Raw genomic sequence first — 18,964 nt, forward strand, 5'->3', positions numbered from 1 at the left:
AGCCAACGAATGCATTCATACCTTGACTACCAAAGTCCCAATGAATTTGAGCGTATGGATAAGCAGATAAAAGAAGTCGCTTAACGAACTTAACTAGGGTGACCTAATTCAGTTGACCAGGTCAAAATTATGCCTTTAATTACAAATAACAGGTCGAGAAAATTTAGGTTTGAAGTGATGTTTAGAGGGGTTGTATATAGCATGTGAATTTCGCGATATTGCTAATATTTTTATCTAATATCAGTACTGTAGTTCATTCTTCATGAGTATACGTTTGAGCATGATTTTTATTATTCATTTGTAAATACAATGACTAACAATCTTGTTGTTGACGCGTGCTTGTGTCAGTCATGATGCTACAGAATTACTTAAAGGTGACTTTTCCACCGACCATTTTAAATGCTGGCGCGCCTCTCACTAACGTATCTCTGGCAAATATCTGGCCGCATTCTGGGCATGTGCATGGAATCTTGGTGTTGTCTTCGACAATCCGCTCCTTGAAACATTTGATTAAGGCGCCTTTACCTCCCTTACGATATTTAAACAGTTGGGTTTTACACTTAGCGCAAAAAACATCGACGGTGCGCGAAGGGCCTTTTTTGTTAGGTTTAGCCATTTAGCGCATAATTCCAGATTTATACATTGTATATCTATTGTAACCCGATATATGTCTGAACAATATCGAGATAGCGATTAACTAATGATCGTGACAGCCGTATTTATGGTAATAGACAGTCAGTTATGATGATCTTAGCTTAAAAAGTGTTGTGGTTGATTTACGCTTATAGTAATACGTAACCTTTTAATATTTTGGCAAATGATTCATATCTGTTCTAATCTTTACATTCAGATTTAAAGATATTGTAGTTAAAGATATTGTAGTTAAAAATATGGCTACTCAAAGTGTGAGTTGTTGTTGCTTCAGCATAGGAATACAGCATTAATGGCCATTTCCAATTTATGGGCAAGTGAGCTTGAGTATCGTCGTACAGTATTAAAGGCAGTGTTAATTGTCATTATTGTTGCTGGCGGTATATTTGTGGTTAATAACTGGTTTAATGATTTTAAATTGTATGCCATGGTTGAATTAGCGGTGGTATGTCTTTGTATTGGCATTCTTTTTATTCATAAAACCACCCCAAACCTCACATTGTGGTGCTTGGTTTTTTTGTTTGCACTTTACAGCGTTATTTTAATTGGCATTTACAGTGCTTCATTTAATTCCGGGCTATTTACTTGGCTGTTTATTATTCCTGTTTTGTCGTATCTGTTGCTGGGTATAAAGCTAGGTACCATATACACCTGTGTGTATATGATAGGTGGTGTGGGTATTTTGGTTAATGCTTTGCTGTTAGATATTGCAAAAATTTACCCAATTACTATCGCCAATATTGTTTTATGTTTGGCTGCTATTTGGGCTTTGTCTTTTAGTTATGAATATAAACGAGCTGAAGCCATTGAACAGTTACAAAAGATGGCATCACTTGACCCGTTAACTGGGCTAAATAATCGTTTATTGTTAGATTCTATCTTCGACATGTTGTGTGAAAGTTTACCCGAGCAGCATCAATCCGTATCGGTGTTAATACTTGATCTTGACCATTTCAAACGGATCAATGACCAATATGGTCATGATGTCGGTGATAAAGTACTGGTAGAGGTGTCGCGTATTATCAATAGTGTACGGCGTCAAAATGACTGGGCTTTTCGTTTAGGCGGGGAGGAGTTTTGTATGCTAATTCCTGATTCAAATTTACAGCAAGCAGGTCAAATAGCGGAACGTTTACGCAAGGCTGTTGAGCTCGTTACCGTAATTGATGGCAGTGAGCTAAACCTTAGCATTAGTATTGGGGTATCACGTTGGCCTGAAGACGGTGCACATTTTTCGCAAATTTATAAAACTGCCGATGCGCGCTTATATCAAGCAAAAACGTTAGGACGAAATAAAGTGATTACTACTTTAAATGAACAGCCAACCATTAACACAGAGGCTAGCATTGAGGTGCCGACTCTTAACTGACTAGCCCTGTTGAACTATTCAATTTTTGAGATAATCCGGCTATTACGAAGTCTTATGGGGGCGTTTAATAAAGCTATTTTATGTAGTTGAACATGACTAAACGCTTGTGCTTTTTAATACTTTGTTTGTGTTCTCCAAGCTTTGCGAAAACTAACTTTTAACACTTTTGAACAATGACTATTACTCTGTTACTAATGTTTTTACCGTTAATCTCTCTTGATTTGATAAACGAATTTGAATGCCGTCAACAGTTGTAATTCGCTGGGCTTCAATATCTTTTTTACGCACTTTGTAGCTGTCTGTCATCGCTTCAATGGGGGATGTAATCGTAACTTCAACGACGGTGTTATCGTCATACCAACTCCAGCCCCAATAGCCTGCAGACGCCAACATCGACACCGCAATCATAGTGTAAATAATGACTCGACTAAAAAGTGGCGATTTTTGTGCATTTGCCATTTCTGTGATGCGATTAACTTTATGTCCTCGTCCACGGCGCAAGTAGACAATAGCGCCAAGTATTACCAATATTGTGACTAAAATTTTTGTTAGCACGTTATCTTCCACCAATCATTAATTAACCACAATTATACAGTTCATTGAATAATTTAACGTTATCTAGCACACATCAAGCGTGTTAATTAATATTGATTACTCAGTTGTAAATATAGCCACATAGGGACACTTCCGACGAGAATAATATCGTGATCGTTTATCAAGCTGTGATGACCACTCTAAATGACAATAGCTTAAGTCTTCAATTTTTTATTATACCTAACAGCCTAGGATGACTGCTGCAATGGTAACAAATAACCCATTAAAAAATAGGTTTAATTTACTTGCCTGACGAGGAACATCGATGCATTAAAGTGAGTTGATTAACCAGCAAGACTCATACAATACTCCTTAAAAAAGAGTTGTAATGTCACAACAACATTAGCGAGTTAGATAGGTTATCTAATGGTACGAAAAAACATTCCCGCTCTTGTCTTGGTAACTGCAAGTAATGAGTTAATTAAAAGAGTCGACCAAATCAACTCATTATTAAGCGGATAATTGATACCGCTAATAATGAGAACTTGGCAATATTTTTATATACGGATTAATTCATCTATTTTCCTGTTGTAAGGAGGATTGATTTAACCAATTTATGCTGGTAAGTTATTAAAAATATTAATAATTAAACACGTGTTACTATTGCGCAGTTAAATGTGTTCCGGGTATTTACCGAAACTCTGACTATTTTCACAAATACGCTGTCATAGATAAACTTATTAACTCAACGGAGTGATAGATGAAGTTGTTCAAATTGGCTTTAATTTTTGTAGCTGCCATATATTTATCTGGATGCGCATCTGGTGCAAAAATGAAAAATATGACGTTTCAGGGTGAACAAAAATCCTACTTTGATGTATTAAATGACAACATAGAGTTATCAAATGTCTCTGGTGGTCAAAAAACAAATCCACTGTGGACATCAGAAATTAGCAGTGAAGCCTTTTCTGGTGCTGTCAGAGGAAGCCTGCAAGCACAGGGGTTATTGTCTGATGATGGTCGATATAAACTGGTTGTGAATATGCTTAAAGTGGATCAACCTATTTTTGGGTTAGACTTTGAAGTTACTACTCATGTTCAATATTTACTGATCGATTCGGCAACCCAATCCATTGTGTTTGACGAAACCATCATTGCACCGCACACAGCAACATTTAAGGATGCCTTTGTTGCGGTAAAAAGGCTTAGATTAGCCAATGAAGGTGCTGGAAGAAAAAACATTGAAGCACTACTTGATAAATTATCTGCGTTACAGATAGATAAGAATGAGGTATCACTAGTAGAGTAAAAAATGCATGGCCTCAAGCTTATTGCTTAGTCTGCTGTAAATTTTAGCTGACTTATTCGGTAGGCTTTTGTTTACTAGGCTCGCAGTTATTTTTTTAAGTGTTAGATTGATATAAGCATCACCCAAATCACCTAGCCAGAAATTAGTCGAGCAATAGCTATCTAATTTCTAGTTTGGTTATATTTTGTTATTACCAGTTGGATACAATCCCCATATTATTCTGAAACAACTATTGATGGTTATTTTTATTTTCATGAGTAACTTTTACATGGTAAAAAGTAATAATTTGTAAAAACTACAAAATAATTATATTAAAATATTTTATTTTTTATCATCAAATATAAATGTTATATTTATCAGTTGTTTATTTTTTTGTTGCTTCGGTTTAAATGTGGCATGCCTTTCGCTTTAATTAAAATAGAGTCGCTAATATTTAGGCATGTTTTTTTATTAATGTTATATAAATTGACCCAATCTATTTATCGTAATAGTGTGTTAATTGGACAGTTTTTATTGCCCCTATTTATTTCAGCGTAATATCACTCTATAAATTTTGTATTTAAGGAGATTAGAAATGGCTACAACAAAGGCAAAAAATCAAGATCCACAGCAGAAAATTGAAGATGCTTATCATTTAGCTGAAGAAGCGACATCAGAGGCTGTTAATTCTTTGAAAGATAAAGCTAAAGAATCATTAAATGAAGGCTCTGAAAAAGTTAAATCGGCAACAACTCAAACGGAAAATATGATTAAGGAGCATCCTTTATTAAGTGTCGGATGTGCATTTTTAGCCGGGTGGGCAATTTCGAAACTGATAAAATAACACAGCGGCCGGAGGGGTTTTATGATGGAAAACACAGATGATGTGTGCAGCAAAGATAAAATCTCCGATGGCACGCAGAGCGAGCCTCATGTTAACTCAGATGAAATGAACGTTAACGTTGAAGAAATTAAAGATATTTTTAATAAAGTATCGAAATTAGCTCAAGAGGTTGGACAGTGGTCAGAGTCTACAGTCCAACTTTTCTTTATGGAAGTATTACGAAATGTTGCCGCAGCAAAACAGTTTTTTGTTTGCCAACTTTTATTTATTCCGTTATTAGTTCTCTTTATCTTCAGTTTATGTGTTTGCACCGGGATTGTGCTTTACAGCATTACTCTCAACATACTTATTGGGGTTGGGGGATTTTTGATCGCAATGATGTTGGTTTTAGTCGGTTTACTTTATTGGCAAAAACGGCTGATTCGTTTTTTTGGCTTCAAAGAGACAGTCTCCCAATTAAAGGAGGGTATCGATGTCATCTCTAAAGCATCTAAATCATTCGATTAAGTTAACACGCATGCAGGGGAAAGACTCTGTTAGACAGTGCGAGTTAACACTTAATTTATTATTCCATTCTGTTAAAAAGCAGACTCGAAAACATCCTTTTGGGGTCACTGTTGGTGTCACCATAGCCACTTTTGTCTTTGCCAGGTTTAGGAAAAACATTAGATCTCTTTATCCTTTAGCTTCTTTAAGCTTTAATTATGCGAAACAATATTGCAATTCAAAATCTCAAGAATAAAAACCAATCAATAAATCATGATGATAGCCATTTTCTTGCCTATTATATGATCGAGTCAATACTTTGAACTGTTGTGAGTCTGAATAAGTGTCAGTGTGACCAATCGCAAATATTTCAAAGATGTTAATTATTTACTGATTAAAGTCGTGAGTCATCACATACAAATAATGCTGATTGTTTAATAATCAGCTTAATTATTTATCTCAACGACGTTTAATATATCAACATGACCACAAAAGATCTCATCGATGAAGAAGTCACTTATCCGTCGGATTATATGATCCTTTCAACAACCGATTTAGACAGTATTATTACTCATGTTAACGATGACTTCATGGCAGTCAGTGGTTATAAAGAAGATGAGCTAATTAATAAACCCCATAATATTGTACGCCACCCAGATATGCCTAAAGCTGCATTTAGTGACCTATGGGACACCATTAAGCAAGGGAAAAGCTGGATGGGATTGGTGAAAAATCGCTGCAAGAATGGTCAGTATTATTGGGTTAACGCTTATGTGACCCCGATTAAACGTAACGGTATTATTTGCGAGTACCAGTCGGTAAGAACTCAGCCAGAAGCAGAGCTCACTGAACGTGCTCAAGCCTGTTACGATGCCATTAATGCTGGCAAAGCTGCTAAGCCTAAGTTTGGTGCAAGTATTATTACTAAACTTTTTTTGGCTTGGTTGCTATCTGTTGGTTTACTGATGTCCTTACCTTACTCAAGTGGTTTTTTCACCGTAGTCGCATTTATTGTTGCCATTATCTGTTTTTGTCGGCCTCTTTATGTTCTTAAACAGCGTTTTAGTAACATGCTGATGTTAAGTGAAAAAATACATGATAATCCACTAAATCAATTTGTTTACACCGGTTATACCGATGAGCTTTCTCACATCGAATTAAGTTTACGGATGCAAAAAGCTGAAACGCTGGCTGTGGTTGGACGTATAAAAGACAGTGGTGAGGAATTACAGCAAGGTTTAGAAGAGCATCAACAACAAAATCAGGCCAATCAAAATCAGTTGGTAACCCAGTCACAAAACCTTGAACAAGTTGTCACTGCCATCGGCCAAATGAGCACGTCTGTTACTGATATAGCTAAAAACACGACAAATTCAACCACAGAAATTCATCACTTAGTTGAACAAATAGAGTCAACTAAGGTGGCATTAGCCAACAGTCAAATTGCGACTACGGAAATTAATCACTTATTGGAAAAATCCCGTATTGCTATTTCTTCGCTGAATAAGCAATGTCAAAATGTAAACCAAGTTGTTGAGGTGATCGAGAGTATTGCACAGCAAACTAACTTGCTTTCGCTCAATGCCGCCATTGAAGCCGCTAGGGCTGGAGAGGCTGGTAGAGGGTTTGCGGTGGTCGCGGATGAAGTGCGTAACTTGGCAAGTCGCTCGGCAACTTCTGCTCATGAAATACACGCTATTATAAATTCACTTAGCCGCACAACTGCAGAAGCCGTTGCACAAATGGAACAAAGCCATGCGTTAACAGATAAGAGTATTGATTCTGGCAAAATGCTCGAGAAAAGCCTGATTTCGGTTAGTGAAGTGATGAGTATTATCGAAAGTAATGGCGAACAGATTTCCGTAGCGGCAGAAGAGCAAGCCGCTGTTGTTAATCAAATTTATAGCAATGCGATGATATTACAAAATGGCATAAATCAATTCGAACAAAATTGCCAAAATGCAGCAATACATAGTCAAGAAATTAGTGGTCAGGGTATACGTCAAACAGAGTTGGTAAATCAATTTAATTAACCTTTTCGAATCTCCATAGCAGTAAAAGTGAATCATTCACTATGGTTCTAACAAAGGTAATGTTGCTCATTTGTACTGTAGCCATTCAAAATAGTGTCGTGATGAGGAAATACAAATCTTCAAGCGTGCCATCATTAACACAATGAGTCACACAAGAAGTATTATTATCTATTGAGTTAGCGCTGTTATTTTATGCGATTAACTCTATTGTAAATTGCTTCTGTTAATTGTTTTTTTACTTGGTCCTCACCACAAAATTCTGCAAATCCGAGTCCCCATCCATGTGGATTCACTTGAGTTGGCAATTCAACCACTCGGTAACAATAATCACCCTGTTTTACGATTCTGTTAGGGTCCAACCTATGGTTAAAGGTATGTGGTTGGTTGATATCAATTTCTGGTGTTAGTTCTATAAAATCAAGGTTAGGGTCCATTTCACTCATGGTGCCTGTTGGCTGATTTTGGAATGCAGTTTGAGAACCTATGAGAGTGTCTAATGCTGCAATGTTATTTTGTTGTATAAAATGGCTAGTGGCTTGTTGTATTGACGCTAATGAAGGTGCGGATTTGTTTACGTTAGTGGTCGTGTCTGGTTTTATTTGATTAGGCAATGCATTAGGAATTTTTGCTCTCGCAGTCGATTGTATGTTGTTGCGCTTATTGCTTGATGGCATCACTTTATCGAGGGTGTTGTTGTCTTCATCTAAGGAGATTGGTGTCTCTTTCGCGTTTATAGACGTCGATTGGCTAACATCAACATTCGTATCAATAATGGGCGGAAAATTCTTTATGTGTTGGGCACTTTCTAGGTCATTAAGCTTGGGTGGTAAACTTGTTTGGGTCATTGATTCGTATTGCGTTGAAGTTATGAGATAGCTTTTTATTGCGGTTGTCGAAGGTTTAACCACTAAAGCTGACACTCGTTGCGTCGTGTCTTGGTACCAAAACGCAATCAGCACATAAATCAATAATACATGGATGATGAATGCCGTGAGTACAGGCTTAAGCCAATATACTTCTTTAGAGGAGTGTGTTGAAGATCGAGAGTGATGTGGCTCCCAGCCAACCGTTATTACTTCCATTTATATCAATCACTTTATCGCAGTATTATCAGTCCTTTTTTTGATTGTTAACAGAACGTAAAGTTCATAAATTGATGTGGATAAATGTATCTTGCTTGAGAAAAAGGCAAAAACTCTGTTAATTGGTCGATTTTATCGAAAGAAAATCACACTATTATGCAATATTTATTCAGTTAACTGACTGCTATGATTACATCATTATTTTTATCGCCGAGGTTTTTATGAAAGTATTACAGCGTTTTAGCGCCTTACCCGCAATGGACGGTGATGGCGTGAACATCAATCGTGTTGCCGACTTTGATAAGCTTCGTTTTGATCCCTATTTAATGATCGATGAGATTAAGTCTGATGATGAACAAGATTTTATTGGTGGTTTTCCGCCGCACCCACATAGAGGTGTAGAAACTTTTACTTATATTCGTAAAGGCGGATTTGAACATCGCGATCAAATGGGCAATGTTAAACCTATTCGTGCGGGTGACGTGCAGTGGATGAGTACTGGCAGTGGCGTGGTGCATTCTGAAATGCCATTAACAGATGCCAAAGAAGGGCTGCATGGGTTTCAAATTTGGATCAATATGCCTGCAAAACACAAAATGCGTCCACCTATTTATCAAGACACCAGCAAACAGGCTAACCCACGTGTAGAAAACGAACACGGCGCAACACTTATTGCCTTGGCGGGGAGTTGGGGTTTTAATCATGAGCCACATAAGATGACCTCAACGATTCAAGGTTTAGCTGGCCATGGTGCTATTGCGGATTTAACGTTAACTGAATATGGTCATGGCACGCTGAATCTTGCCGAACATCAAACCGTTTGCGTTTATGTGTATCAAGGTGAGCTTAACTATATTGATGCACAAGGTTTGCGAGAAACCGCAAGAGCAGGGCAGTTTTTAGCTTTAGATGCACTTGAAGTCTGTCATTTTCAAACCGAGGCCACTGGAGCTGGATTGTTAATATTAGCAGGCAAGCCGATTAACGAAAAAATTGTTCACATGGGGCCGTTTGTTATGAATACCCAGGCAGAGATCGAACAAGCTGTACGCGATTATCAACAAGGTCACTTTGGCCAAATTGCCTAACGTTAACCTCAAAATAAGCTGAATTATCGATAAATATTTGTCAGCGAACTAGGAATAAAATTGCTACAATAGCTGACATCTGGCTTAGGTTTGTTTTAAGGCCTTTGCTCACACCAATCTTATTTATTATCTGTTCCTTCAGGCAAGATAAATCGTTCGCAAATAGCGGTAAGCATTTTTCATATAACATCATTGTATATGCTAATTTTGTTCCGCTATTTAATGATTGTTTTGTAGGTTATTGGCTCATTTATGTAATGGTATTGGTATATATTTTTGCAGCTTTTACCTGCTTTTTACCTTTCGATATCAGAGGATATTTGCCTTGAGTCAGTCTACAGAACCGGTCGTTAACACGGCTTTTACATCACTTAAATTAAAACCTGAATTGCTTGAAAACCTCCAAACTATGGGTTTTGAATCGATGACTCAGATCCAAGCTGAGAGCTTACCGCCTATTTTGGCCGGTGAAGATGTTATCGGCCAAGCGATGACGGGTTCAGGTAAAACAGCTGCCTTTGGTTTAGGACTGCTCAATAAACTTGATGTAAAACGTTTTCGCATCCAAACCATGGTGCTATGTCCAACGCGTGAGCTAGCCGACCAGGTAGCGAAAGACATTCGTACCTTGGCCCGTGGTATTCATAACGTTAAAGTGCTGACACTGTGTGGTGGCGTACCAATGGGACCGCAAGTTGGTTCATTAGAGCACGGTGCACACATTATTGTCGGTACCCCAGGTCGTATTGTTGATCATTTAGATCGCAACCGTTTAGATTTAAGTAACATGAACATGCTGATTTTAGATGAAGCAGACCGCATGTTAGAAATGGGCTTCCAACAGCATATTGATCAAATCATTGCCGCGGCACCTCGTGAGCGCCAAACATTGTTGTTTAGTGCCACTTTCCCAGATCAAATCCAAGCGATTGCCGATCAAATTCTGTATAAACCGGTAATGGTTAAAGTTGAAGCTAAGCACGATAACCTCACTATCGATCAACATTTTTACCGTATTGAAGATAATCAGGGCCGTCTTGAGGCATTGCGTTTATTGTTATTAGATAAGCAGCCTGAAAGCGCTGTGGTGTTTTGCAATACCAAGCGTGAAACCCAACAAGTGGCTGACTCATTACATGAGTTTGGCTTTAGTGTATTAGCGTTACATGGCGATTTAGAGCAGCGCGATCGCGATCAAATGTTATTGCAGTTTGCTAACCGTAGTGCGCGTATTTTAGTTGCTACCGACGTAGCAGCACGTGGTTTGGATATTGATGAGTTAGACGCAGTATTTAACTATCATATTGCTTACGATACTGAAGTGCATATTCACCGTATCGGCCGTACTGGCCGTGCTGGCAGTTCTGGAGCCGCATATACTTTCTTTGGTGAAGAAGACGGTTACAAAATGGCGATGATTGAAGAAGCCATGAACAAAGATATAGTGAGTGAGCCTTTACCGCCAATGAGTGCGCTAAACAAACAACCGCTTGCTGCTGAAATGATCACCATTCAGATTGAGGCGGGTAAAAAGCAAAAAATCCGTCCAGGTGACATTGTTGGTGCATTAACGGGTGGCAATGGTTTAGATTTTAACGATATTGGTAAAATTAAAGTGACTGATTTTCGCGCTTACTTTGCCGTAAAAAGTAATGTGTCTAAACAAGCGATGAATATCATTAGTAAAGGTAAGTTAAAAGGCCGTAGCTATCGTGCTTGGTTTATGTAACTGAATCTTTTGCTATCTGCAGGGTAGCCATCGATTGATAATCGATTGGTTATGCCTGAATAATAAAAAAGCCGCTGAACAATGTTCACCGGCTTTTTTATGCCCTATCGCTAGTTAGCTTTTAACTTTAGCGTTGGCATAAGGATTACTGCTACTGCTTGAAACTACTGGTGCAGTGCCACTGCGACGTGGTGGACGATTACGCTGTGGTGGTTTATTACCATTCGCTCTAGCTTCTGCTTTAGGATCTACAGGCTTATCGTGACTGCGTGATGGTTGGCGAGAGTCAGGTTTACGCGCTGGCTTATCACCATGAGCGCCATCATTTGCATGCTGTTGAGCATGTTTACTGCGATTCGGGTTTGGCTTTTTAGCGCTATTACCGCCAGATCTGCTACTCGCTTCAGGGATCGTGAATGGTGCTTCAAAACCAGCAAGTTGCTTACGCTCAATAACGCGATTGATTAAACGCTCGATATCATGCAGTAATTTAACTTCTTCAAGACCCACTAATGATACTGCTTGACCAGTTGAACCAGCACGGCCGGTACGGCCAATACGATGCACATAATCTTCAGGTACGTTAGGTAAGTCAAAGTTAACCACAAATGGCAGTTGATCGATGTCGATACCACGTGCGGCAATATCTGTTGCAACCATGACTTGTACTGCACCGGCTTTAAAATCTGCCAATGCTTTAGTACGTGCTGTTTGGCTTTTATTACCATGAATGGCAGCGGCTTTGATGCCAGCAGCTTCTAGGCTTTTCGCTAAACGGTTGGCACCATGTTTGGTACGAGAAAACACTAACACCTGTTTCCAATCATTGGTTTTAATCAGTTCGATTAGCGCCATTGACTTGCGGGTTTTATCCACTGGATACACACACTGGGTCACAGTGTTTGCTGTTGCGTTACGCGGTGTAACTGAAATTTCTACCGGATTGTTAACTAATCCTTTAGCAAGTTCGCGAATTTCATTCGAGAATGTTGCTGAAAACATTAAGTTTTGACGCTTAGCGGGTAATAATGCTAATACTTTTTTAATGTCGCGAATAAAGCCCATGTCTAGCATGCGGTCTGCTTCGTCTAACACTAGAATTTCTAATTTGCTAAAGCTAATGGCTTTTTGCTGGCATAAGTCGAGTAAACGGCCTGGGGTTGCGACTAAAATGTCGACACCATTTCTGAGTGCCGCTAGTTGTGGCACGATGGACACACCACCAAATACTACAGCTGATTTTAACGGTAAGTTTACACCGTAAGTTGCGACGCTTTCTTGTACTTGCGCGGCAAGCTCGCGTGTTGGTGTTAATACTAGCGCACGGACTTGACCACGTTGCGCTCGTTCACCTTTAGATAATAATTCTAAAATTGGCAGGGTAAAACCAGCTGTTTTTCCTGTCCCAGTTTGTGCTGCTGCCATTACATCTTGACCGGCTAAAACAGCTGGAATTGCTTGTGCTTGAATTGGAGATGGGGTGTCATAACCTTGTTTTTCAACCGCTTTTAAAATAGCAGCATTCAGACCAAGTGAGGAAAAACTCATAGAAAAATCTCTTTGGGCAACGCATTGTTGCTTTGAATAAAAGGTAGCCAGTAACGGCGGCCGTGAAGCTTACCTGAAAACCTCTTTGAGTGCTATCAAATCCCTGTGTGGGCAACGATATATACTCTGTGATTGTGATTAATAATGGGCTATTTAATGGTGGAAATGTATCGCTTATGATCGCCAAATACAGCGATTTAATGAAATCGTGTTAATCTAAAGACCAGAATCAGTGCTAAAAGTCGACTTATTACATACAATAAAATGGTAACTCGTTTTCTATCTAAATATTCAGCGACTTAGCTGAGGTTACTTAACTTAAGGTGTCTCTTACTGATGAAATTAACGGCACAAATACATATTGAGAAAATGGCGTATGAGCTGCGTGATCATGCTCATGCCGTGATCAAAAATGTGCTGTTAATGTCTAATATCTCAACCTTATCTCTTCAACTCGCTATGCGTGAACTCGCTCAACATAGCCGAGTGGCGTTGCATTTTCATCCCGATCAAATTGATAACCGAGGCCTCACCGTCATTGATGGTTTATTGCGAGATGGGGTGTATAAAAGCCAGTTTGAAACCCATGTTTCTAATGGTCATTTATCACCTGAGCTAGGCGGTTCACGAGACCATTGGGAAAACCAATTATTTGGTCACAGCTATTCTGGGATTAAACATCGGCCTAAATACGGAGCGTTAGATTTTGGTTTGTGCCCCTTAGGCCCCGCACCTCGTTTTGGCAGTTGTTATTTAGTCACACACCCTCAAATATTGTCTCGATGTACTTTTAGTTACATGGACTCACATCGATTGCCCAAAGAAAAGGGTACCATAAAGTGTTTTGATGCGATTTTAGCGGCATTACTCAGTGAAAGTTTTGAGCGTCAATATGCCTTGGGGGTTTCTGGGCTTAAACCGAGTAAGTTAATTGAACATTTTAGTCAGCATTTAACCGATGATATCAGCCGCCGTTTTGATCTGGCCCCTAGCGGTAATTTAGATCATTATATTGAAGCCCAAATTCATGGCGATGTGTCGCTGGACCAAGATATTGCGATATTAGTGGCCGATCCATCCTATATGGGCACTGCTATTGGCGATTCATTAATCGCCTTGTGTCACGAGTACGGAATTGAGTTGCATTGGCATCAAGGGCGTCAGATTAATGTGGCACAAATACCAGATGATTTTCGTGGTGCAGCGATGCCTATTTTGGCGCAAAGCCTTGCCGAAAATGAGTTGATTAATGCAGAGATTATTGGCCGTGCAGCCTATCAATTGCAAAAACAACCCGCTTCATGGAGTGAGCGTGGCGCACATTCTAAAAAACGACAAGACTTAAAGCTACTCTGGCACGTATTGGTAAAGTACGGGAAGAGTACTGGTCAATAAATGTTATTACCCACAGTAAATTACCTTCACTCGTATTGCCTACTTTTGGTTCTTTTCACACATTAGTTTGGTTTTGTCTCTCAACATATTTGCGCTGAACACTGTAATATTGTGTTGCAATTAACAATGTTATTTGTAAAAGATGCACTTTATTGAATCTGATAAGTTTCAAGCTGATAGTGGCTAAATTTAATCTTTAAATAAGGCTTTATTAGCAAAATGTGAATCAGATAACATTTACACTGTTTTAGGTGTTAACTCGATGCCAGTACTGCGATACTGCGTGATTAAAGTGGTCATCGATAACTCTGCCGGAGCTTCATGGACAAGTCGTTAGAAAAGTCATTAGCCAAATGGCTTAAAAGCCAACAATCTTCTTGTGGTATTTTCCTCAAACTATCGGTGTTATGTGGTGTGCTCAATGGTATCGCCATCGTGGCGCAGGCCTATTTTATTGCCCAGATTTTACAGGGTGTCATTATTGATAACCTTGTTCCCGCAGCATTAAGCCTTCAATTTTTTGCCCTTATTGGTTTGTTATTTGTCCGAGCCTTATTGGCGCAAGTACGTGAACGGATAAGCTTTGAGGCAGGCAAACGTTTACGCACCGATATACGCCAAGCGGTACTCAATAAATTAGTCGCATTAGGGCCGGTGTTTATTAAAGGCAAACCTGCAGGGGCATGGGCAACCTTAGTATTTGAGCAAGTTGAAGATTTGCATGACTTTTATGCTAAATACCTACCGCAGATGATGTTGGCGGGGTTTATTCCTTTACTGATATTAGCCTGTGTGTTTCCGCTTAATTGGGCCGCAGGGATCATTTTAATGACAACGGCACCATTGATTCCGTTATTTATGATTTTAGTGGGTATGGGCGCCGCAGATGCTAATCGTAAAAATATGCAGGCATTATCGCGTTTAAGCGGCCACTTTATGGATCGTCTAAAAGGCCTGCAAACGTTAAAGTTGTTTAATCGCGGTGAAGCAGAGTTAGTGAATATTGAACATGCTTCAGAAGATTTTCGTGCCCGGACGATGTCGGTATTACGCTTAGCCTTTCTTAGCTCCGCGGTATTAGAGTTTTTTGCCGCGGTATCGATTGCCGTATTGGCGGTGTACTTTGGCTTTAGTTACTTAGGTCATTTAGATTTTGGTCACTATGGCGTACAGGTAAGTTTGTTTACCGGCATGTTTGTGTTGATTTTAGCGCCAGAATTTTACCAACCCCTGCGAGACTTAGGCACTCATTACCACGCCAAAGCTCAAGCAATTGGTGCTGCAGAAGCGCTGGTTGAGCTGCTTGATTATCAAGTTAATACACCCGCTAAAATCCATTCAACATCATTAAATATGGCGTTTACAGCCGAAAGTATAAACATTCAAGCGATTGGGGTTGAAGTGTTTAGCTTAGATGGACAGCGTTTAGCTGGGCCTATTTCATTTACATTACCCGCTGGTGAGCATTGGGCTATCGTGGGCCCGAGTGGCGCGGGTAAAACCAGTTTACTGAATGCGTTGCTAGGTTTTTTACCTTATCAGGGATCGTTGCTCATTAATGGTCAGGAATTGTCACAACTTAATATGGCCCAGTGGCGTCAACATTTGGCTTGGTTAGGACAAGATCCGCAATTGTTTCATGGCACGGTGCGAGAAAATGTCGCGTTGGCCAATCCGCAATTAAACGATGCGCAGATTATGACGTTGCTAGAACAAGCTGATATCAGTGAGTTTGTAAAACAACAACCATTAGGCCTCGATTTAGTGATAAGCGACCAAAGTGCAGGTGTGTCAGTGGGCCAGGCACAACGTTTTGCTTTAGCACGTGCATTGGCTCAACCCGCAAAATTGTTTTTATTAGATGAACCTACCGCTAGCTTAGATGCCCAAAGCGAGCAATCAGTGCTGACTTCGTTGTACCGTGCGATGCAGTCGACAACAGCATTAACTGTTACCCATAAATTAGATGATCTACACAACATGAATTACATATTGGTGATGGATAACGGAATGGTGGTACAACACGGTCATGTAAATGATTTACGGCAGGCTGATGGATTATTAGCACAAATGCTCAATCAACAACAGAATCTACAACAGGAGGTGAGCTGATGTCGCAACCCGTTGATGCCGCGCCGCGTAATATTATTCAGGTGCTACGGCCGTTTGTTGCTTTGTTCCGCCGCCAGTGGCTGATGATGTTAGTCGGTTTATTGCTTACGTTTACCACGTTACTCACCGGTATTGGTCTGTTGTCTTTATCTGGCTGGTTCTTATCTGCCAGTGCGGTAGCAGGCTTAGCCGTGGTGACGGCCCAAACGTTCAACTTTTTTACTCCAGCAGGAGGCGTTCGATTTTTCTCCATCGCCAGAACGGCAAGTCGTTACGGCGAGCGCTTAGCAACGCATGAAGCGACCTTTAAATTGCTGACTCAACTGCGTGTTTGGGCATGGAATAAGTTGCTGCCGTTGAGTGCCGCTAACTTACAAGGTCTGCGTAGAGGCGACTTACTCAATCGTTTAGTTGCCGACATTGATACGTTAGATCATCTCTACTTACGCTTACTCACGCCAATGGCCGCATCTTTGATGATGATTGGGGTATTGTTGGTGTTTCTCGGGTGGTTTGATAACCATTTAGCCTTGAGTTTATGTGCATTATTATTAGCAGCTTGGTTTATTTTACCGTTAGTATTTTATTACTTAGGTAAGTCTCCTGGGCAAGCATTGATGCAAGCGCAAAGGCAATATCGAGTTGAGTTGCTTGATGTTATTCAGGGGCAAGCCGAATTAAGTTTATTTGGTGCTAATAAACGTTATTTAGCGCAACTGGAACAAGCACAGCGGGCTTTATTTAGTCAGCAAACCACCATGGCTAATATTACTGGGCTGAGCCAAGCCTTATTGATACTAATCAATGGCTGTGCGGTGGTGTTTATGTTGTATTTAGCAGGTCAAAGCGTTGGAGATGCCTCGCCTCCGGGGCCGTTAATGGCCTTAATGGTGTTTGCCACTATGGCCAGTCTTGAAATGATGATGCCAATAGCGGGTGCATTTCAACATTTGTCTAGCACTGTACTTGCCGCCCGAAGGGTGACTGAAATAACAGAACAAACACCGAGTGTTAAATTTTATGCTAACAGTCACTTGCAAGTAAATCACGGCGCCTTGCAGCTCAGTGGTGTTCACTTTGGTTATCATAGTCATTCACCAGTGTTGCAAGGTGTAGATTTGACTCTTAAAGCCGGTGACAAAGTGGCTATTTTAGGCCCCACAGGTTGTGGGAAATCAAGCTTGTTGGGGCTAATTACTCGTGATTGGGCGCCGCAACAAGGGTCTATTACGCTTGATGGCGAACCAATAAATGCCTACAGCGATGCCAATCTTCGTGCGTCGATGACAGTGGTGAGCCAGCGAGTTTATCTGTTTTCTGGCACCTTACGTGACAATTTAGCCTTGGCGCTGGCCTATTGCCCAGATGAAGCCCAAAAAGCTCATGATCACCGTTTAATAGAAGTATTACAGCGTGTTGGCTTACAAACCTTGTTGCAGGGCGATAAACCATTAGATTGCTGGATAGGTGAGGGCGGCCGACAATTATCGGGTGGTGAGCAGCGCAGAATTGGGGTCGCAAGGGCATTATTGCGTGACGCTCCTTTGTTATTGCTCGATGAACCGACTGAAGGATTAGATAAACGTACCGAGCGTGAAATCCTTAACGTGTTGCTCGATTTTGCTGAGCATAAAACCCTGTTAATGATAAGTCATCGTTTGACCGCGTTAGAGCAAATGGATTGCGTGTACCTTTTTCAGCAAGGTCGACTAATTCAACAGTTAGCGGATTAAATTAAACAATCAACAGAGTAAACTCTTAGCCTAGCGCGATAGAACATACGTTATGGCTGTTTTTTGTGCGGTGTAATCAAGCTTAATCGGTAGGTGCTAATCAACCTAGTCGCGGCTTTTTTTATCGATTATTGGTTATAACATGTACCGCTAATACTGCCGGAATGTAACAACCCTTTTGACACGTAAATTACATAAATAGTTTTATCTCGAGACAATATATTGACCTGCTTCACAAATCTGGCATTCGGTTGTGTTCCAAAATTACAGTCCTCACTCGGAGTGTGATCTTAGTTACTATATTAGTAGTTGCAAACATATAACATGAGCTATCGAATTTTTTTAGATGGTGAATGTGATGGCTGGTGCTAACAATCCAGTAATAACTATTAAGCGCGGACTTGATATCCCGATTGCTGGAGAACCACTGCAGCAAATAGATGACGCACCTAAAACGACCCAAGTGGCGTTAATTGGTGAAGAATATGTCGGCTTAAAGCCAACAATGTCGGTTGAAGTAGGTGATCATGTCGTCAAAGGCCAAGTGCTGTTTGAAGACAAGAAAACCCCTGGCGTGTTGTTTACTGCGCCAGCAAGCGGAGTTGTTTGCGCGATTAATCGCGGAGAGCGTCGTGTACTGCAGTCGGTAGTGATTGATTGTGATGCCACGCAAGAACCTGCCATTATTCTCGAATCAGTGGATATTCATGCGCTATCACATCAAGCAGTTAAAGACGGTTTAGTCCGCAGTGGCTTATGGACTGCGCTGCGTACGCGTCCTTTTTCTCGCGTACCCCAATTAGATGTAGCGCCTGCAGGGATATTTGTTACTGCTATTGATACTAATCCTCTTGCGCCCGATCCGCGTGTCATTATTGCCACTCAACCACAGGCCTTCCAAGCCGGATTATTTGCCCTAACGTTTTTGACCACCGAAAAAGTGTATTTATGCCAAGATGATGGCGCTTCGTTATTGGCAGATGCTAGCAGTGAGTACGACTTATCGAAAGTCAGTGTGCAGCGCTTTAACGGCGTGCACCCAGCTGGATTAGTCGGTACTCACATTCATTTC

The 18,964-nt window shown here is 40.4% G+C and carries 14 protein-coding genes and 1 pseudogene; 11 read left to right on the forward strand and 4 right to left on the reverse strand.

All coding sequences use genetic code 11. The features are described 5' to 3' along the window. Positions 1 to 364: 364 nt before the first annotated feature. Complete coding sequence (locus tag H5181_RS19655) at positions 365 to 616, reverse strand: hypothetical protein (protein WP_182751825.1); 252 nt, start codon at positions 614 to 616, stop codon at positions 365 to 367. A 327-nt stretch (positions 617 to 943) separates the two neighbouring features. On the opposite strand from H5181_RS19655, the gene H5181_RS19660 reads away from it, so the two are divergent. Next, complete coding sequence (locus H5181_RS19660; RefSeq protein ID WP_182751826.1) at positions 944 to 2,020, forward strand: GGDEF domain-containing protein; 1,077 nt, start codon at positions 944 to 946, stop codon at positions 2,018 to 2,020. 180 nt (positions 2,021 to 2,200) lie between these two features. Here the strand turns inward: H5181_RS19660 and H5181_RS19665 are convergent, their stop codons facing one another. Beyond that, a complete protein-coding gene (locus H5181_RS19665; RefSeq protein ID WP_102036625.1) occupies positions 2,201 to 2,575 on the reverse strand; it encodes a hypothetical protein in 375 nt (124 codons plus the stop codon). A 739-nt stretch (positions 2,576 to 3,314) separates the two neighbouring features. Here H5181_RS19665 and H5181_RS19670 point away from each other — a divergent pair. The 4 genes from H5181_RS19670 (at position 3,315) to H5181_RS19685 (ending at position 7,205) form a co-directional block, all read left to right on the forward strand. Beyond that, a complete protein-coding gene (locus tag H5181_RS19670; protein WP_182751827.1) occupies positions 3,315 to 3,863 on the forward strand; it encodes a hypothetical protein in 549 nt (182 codons plus the stop codon). A 574-nt stretch (positions 3,864 to 4,437) separates the two neighbouring features. Next, positions 4,438 to 4,686, forward strand: coding sequence for a hypothetical protein (locus tag H5181_RS19675; protein ID WP_011638660.1), 249 nt, complete (start codon positions 4,438 to 4,440; stop codon positions 4,684 to 4,686). Positions 4,687 to 4,707: 21 nt separating this feature from the next. Beyond that, positions 4,708 to 5,193 carry a phage holin family protein gene (locus H5181_RS19680; RefSeq protein ID WP_182751828.1) on the forward strand — a complete coding sequence of 162 codons (486 nt, stop codon included), beginning with the start codon at positions 4,708 to 4,710 and terminating at the stop codon, positions 5,191 to 5,193. Positions 5,194 to 5,654: 461 nt separating this feature from the next. Next, complete coding sequence (locus H5181_RS19685) at positions 5,655 to 7,205, forward strand: PAS domain-containing methyl-accepting chemotaxis protein (protein ID WP_182751829.1); 1,551 nt, start codon at positions 5,655 to 5,657, stop codon at positions 7,203 to 7,205. A gap of 185 nt (positions 7,206 to 7,390) precedes the next feature. Here H5181_RS19685 and H5181_RS19690 read toward each other — a convergent pair whose 3' ends face one another. Beyond that, a complete protein-coding gene (locus tag H5181_RS19690) occupies positions 7,391 to 8,287 on the reverse strand; it encodes a hypothetical protein (RefSeq protein WP_123883361.1) in 897 nt (298 codons plus the stop codon). Positions 8,288 to 8,508: 221 nt separating this feature from the next. On the opposite strand from H5181_RS19690, the gene H5181_RS19695 reads away from it, so the two are divergent. Together H5181_RS19695 and dbpA are read left to right on the forward strand one after the other, a co-directional pair. Next, the gene (locus H5181_RS19695; RefSeq protein ID WP_123883360.1) at positions 8,509 to 9,375 is read left to right on the forward strand and encodes a pirin family protein; all 867 of its coding nucleotides are present in this window, start codon (positions 8,509 to 8,511) and stop codon (positions 9,373 to 9,375) included. A gap of 325 nt (positions 9,376 to 9,700) precedes the next feature. Further along, the gene (gene dbpA, locus H5181_RS19700) at positions 9,701 to 11,104 is read left to right on the forward strand and encodes an ATP-dependent RNA helicase DbpA (RefSeq protein WP_123883359.1); all 1,404 of its coding nucleotides are present in this window, start codon (positions 9,701 to 9,703) and stop codon (positions 11,102 to 11,104) included. Positions 11,105 to 11,218: 114 nt separating this feature from the next. On the opposite strand, the gene H5181_RS19705 is transcribed toward dbpA, so the two are convergent. Beyond that, positions 11,219 to 12,652, reverse strand: coding sequence for a DEAD/DEAH box helicase (locus H5181_RS19705; protein WP_059745547.1), 1,434 nt, complete (start codon positions 12,650 to 12,652; stop codon positions 11,219 to 11,221). Positions 12,653 to 12,988: 336 nt separating this feature from the next. Here H5181_RS19705 and H5181_RS19710 point away from each other — a divergent pair, with 336 nt between their 5' ends. From H5181_RS19710 to H5181_RS19725, 4 genes and pseudogenes are all read left to right on the forward strand, one after another. Then, positions 12,989 to 14,047 (forward strand): DUF3626 domain-containing protein, encoded by a 1,059-nt coding sequence (locus tag H5181_RS19710; protein WP_182751830.1) that lies wholly within the window; start codon positions 12,989 to 12,991, stop codon positions 14,045 to 14,047. Between the two features lie 321 nt (positions 14,048 to 14,368). Then, positions 14,369 to 16,159, forward strand: a complete 1,791-nt coding sequence (locus H5181_RS19715; protein ID WP_182751831.1) for a heme ABC transporter permease/ATP-binding protein CydD — start codon at positions 14,369 to 14,371, stop codon at positions 16,157 to 16,159. A 35-nt stretch (positions 16,160 to 16,194) separates the two neighbouring features. Then, positions 16,195 to 17,892, forward strand: a complete 1,698-nt coding sequence (locus H5181_RS19720; protein WP_182751832.1) for a heme ABC transporter ATP-binding protein/permease CydC — start codon at positions 16,195 to 16,197, stop codon at positions 17,890 to 17,892. A gap of 358 nt (positions 17,893 to 18,250) precedes the next feature. Then, a pseudogene (locus tag H5181_RS19725) lies at positions 18,251 to 18,964 on the forward strand (NADH:ubiquinone reductase (Na(+)-transporting) subunit A); the annotation flags it as partial.

The organism is Shewanella sp. SG44-2, from assembly GCF_014164215.1.
Lineage (GTDB): Bacteria > Pseudomonadota > Gammaproteobacteria > Enterobacterales > Shewanellaceae > Shewanella > Shewanella frigidimarina.

Coding starts and splice junctions, on each gene's coding strand:
- H5181_RS19655 (WP_182751825.1), bottom strand. CDS start 616: ATGGCTAAACCTAACAAAAAAGGCCCTTCGCGCACCGTCGATGTTTTT.
- H5181_RS19660 (WP_182751826.1), top strand. CDS start 944: ATGGCCATTTCCAATTTATGGGCAAGTGAGCTTGAGTATCGTCGTACA.
- H5181_RS19670 (WP_182751827.1), top strand. CDS start 3,315: ATGAAGTTGTTCAAATTGGCTTTAATTTTTGTAGCTGCCATATATTTA.
- H5181_RS19675 (WP_011638660.1), top strand. CDS start 4,438: ATGGCTACAACAAAGGCAAAAAATCAAGATCCACAGCAGAAAATTGAA.
- H5181_RS19680 (WP_182751828.1), top strand. CDS start 4,708: ATGATGGAAAACACAGATGATGTGTGCAGCAAAGATAAAATCTCCGAT.
- H5181_RS19685 (WP_182751829.1), top strand. CDS start 5,655: ATGACCACAAAAGATCTCATCGATGAAGAAGTCACTTATCCGTCGGAT.
- H5181_RS19690 (WP_123883361.1), bottom strand. CDS start 8,287: ATGGAAGTAATAACGGTTGGCTGGGAGCCACATCACTCTCGATCTTCA.
- H5181_RS19695 (WP_123883360.1), top strand. CDS start 8,509: ATGAAAGTATTACAGCGTTTTAGCGCCTTACCCGCAATGGACGGTGAT.
- H5181_RS19705 (WP_059745547.1), bottom strand. CDS start 12,652: ATGAGTTTTTCCTCACTTGGTCTGAATGCTGCTATTTTAAAAGCGGTT.
- H5181_RS19710 (WP_182751830.1), top strand. CDS start 12,989: ATGAAATTAACGGCACAAATACATATTGAGAAAATGGCGTATGAGCTG.
- H5181_RS19715 (WP_182751831.1), top strand. CDS start 14,369: ATGGACAAGTCGTTAGAAAAGTCATTAGCCAAATGGCTTAAAAGCCAA.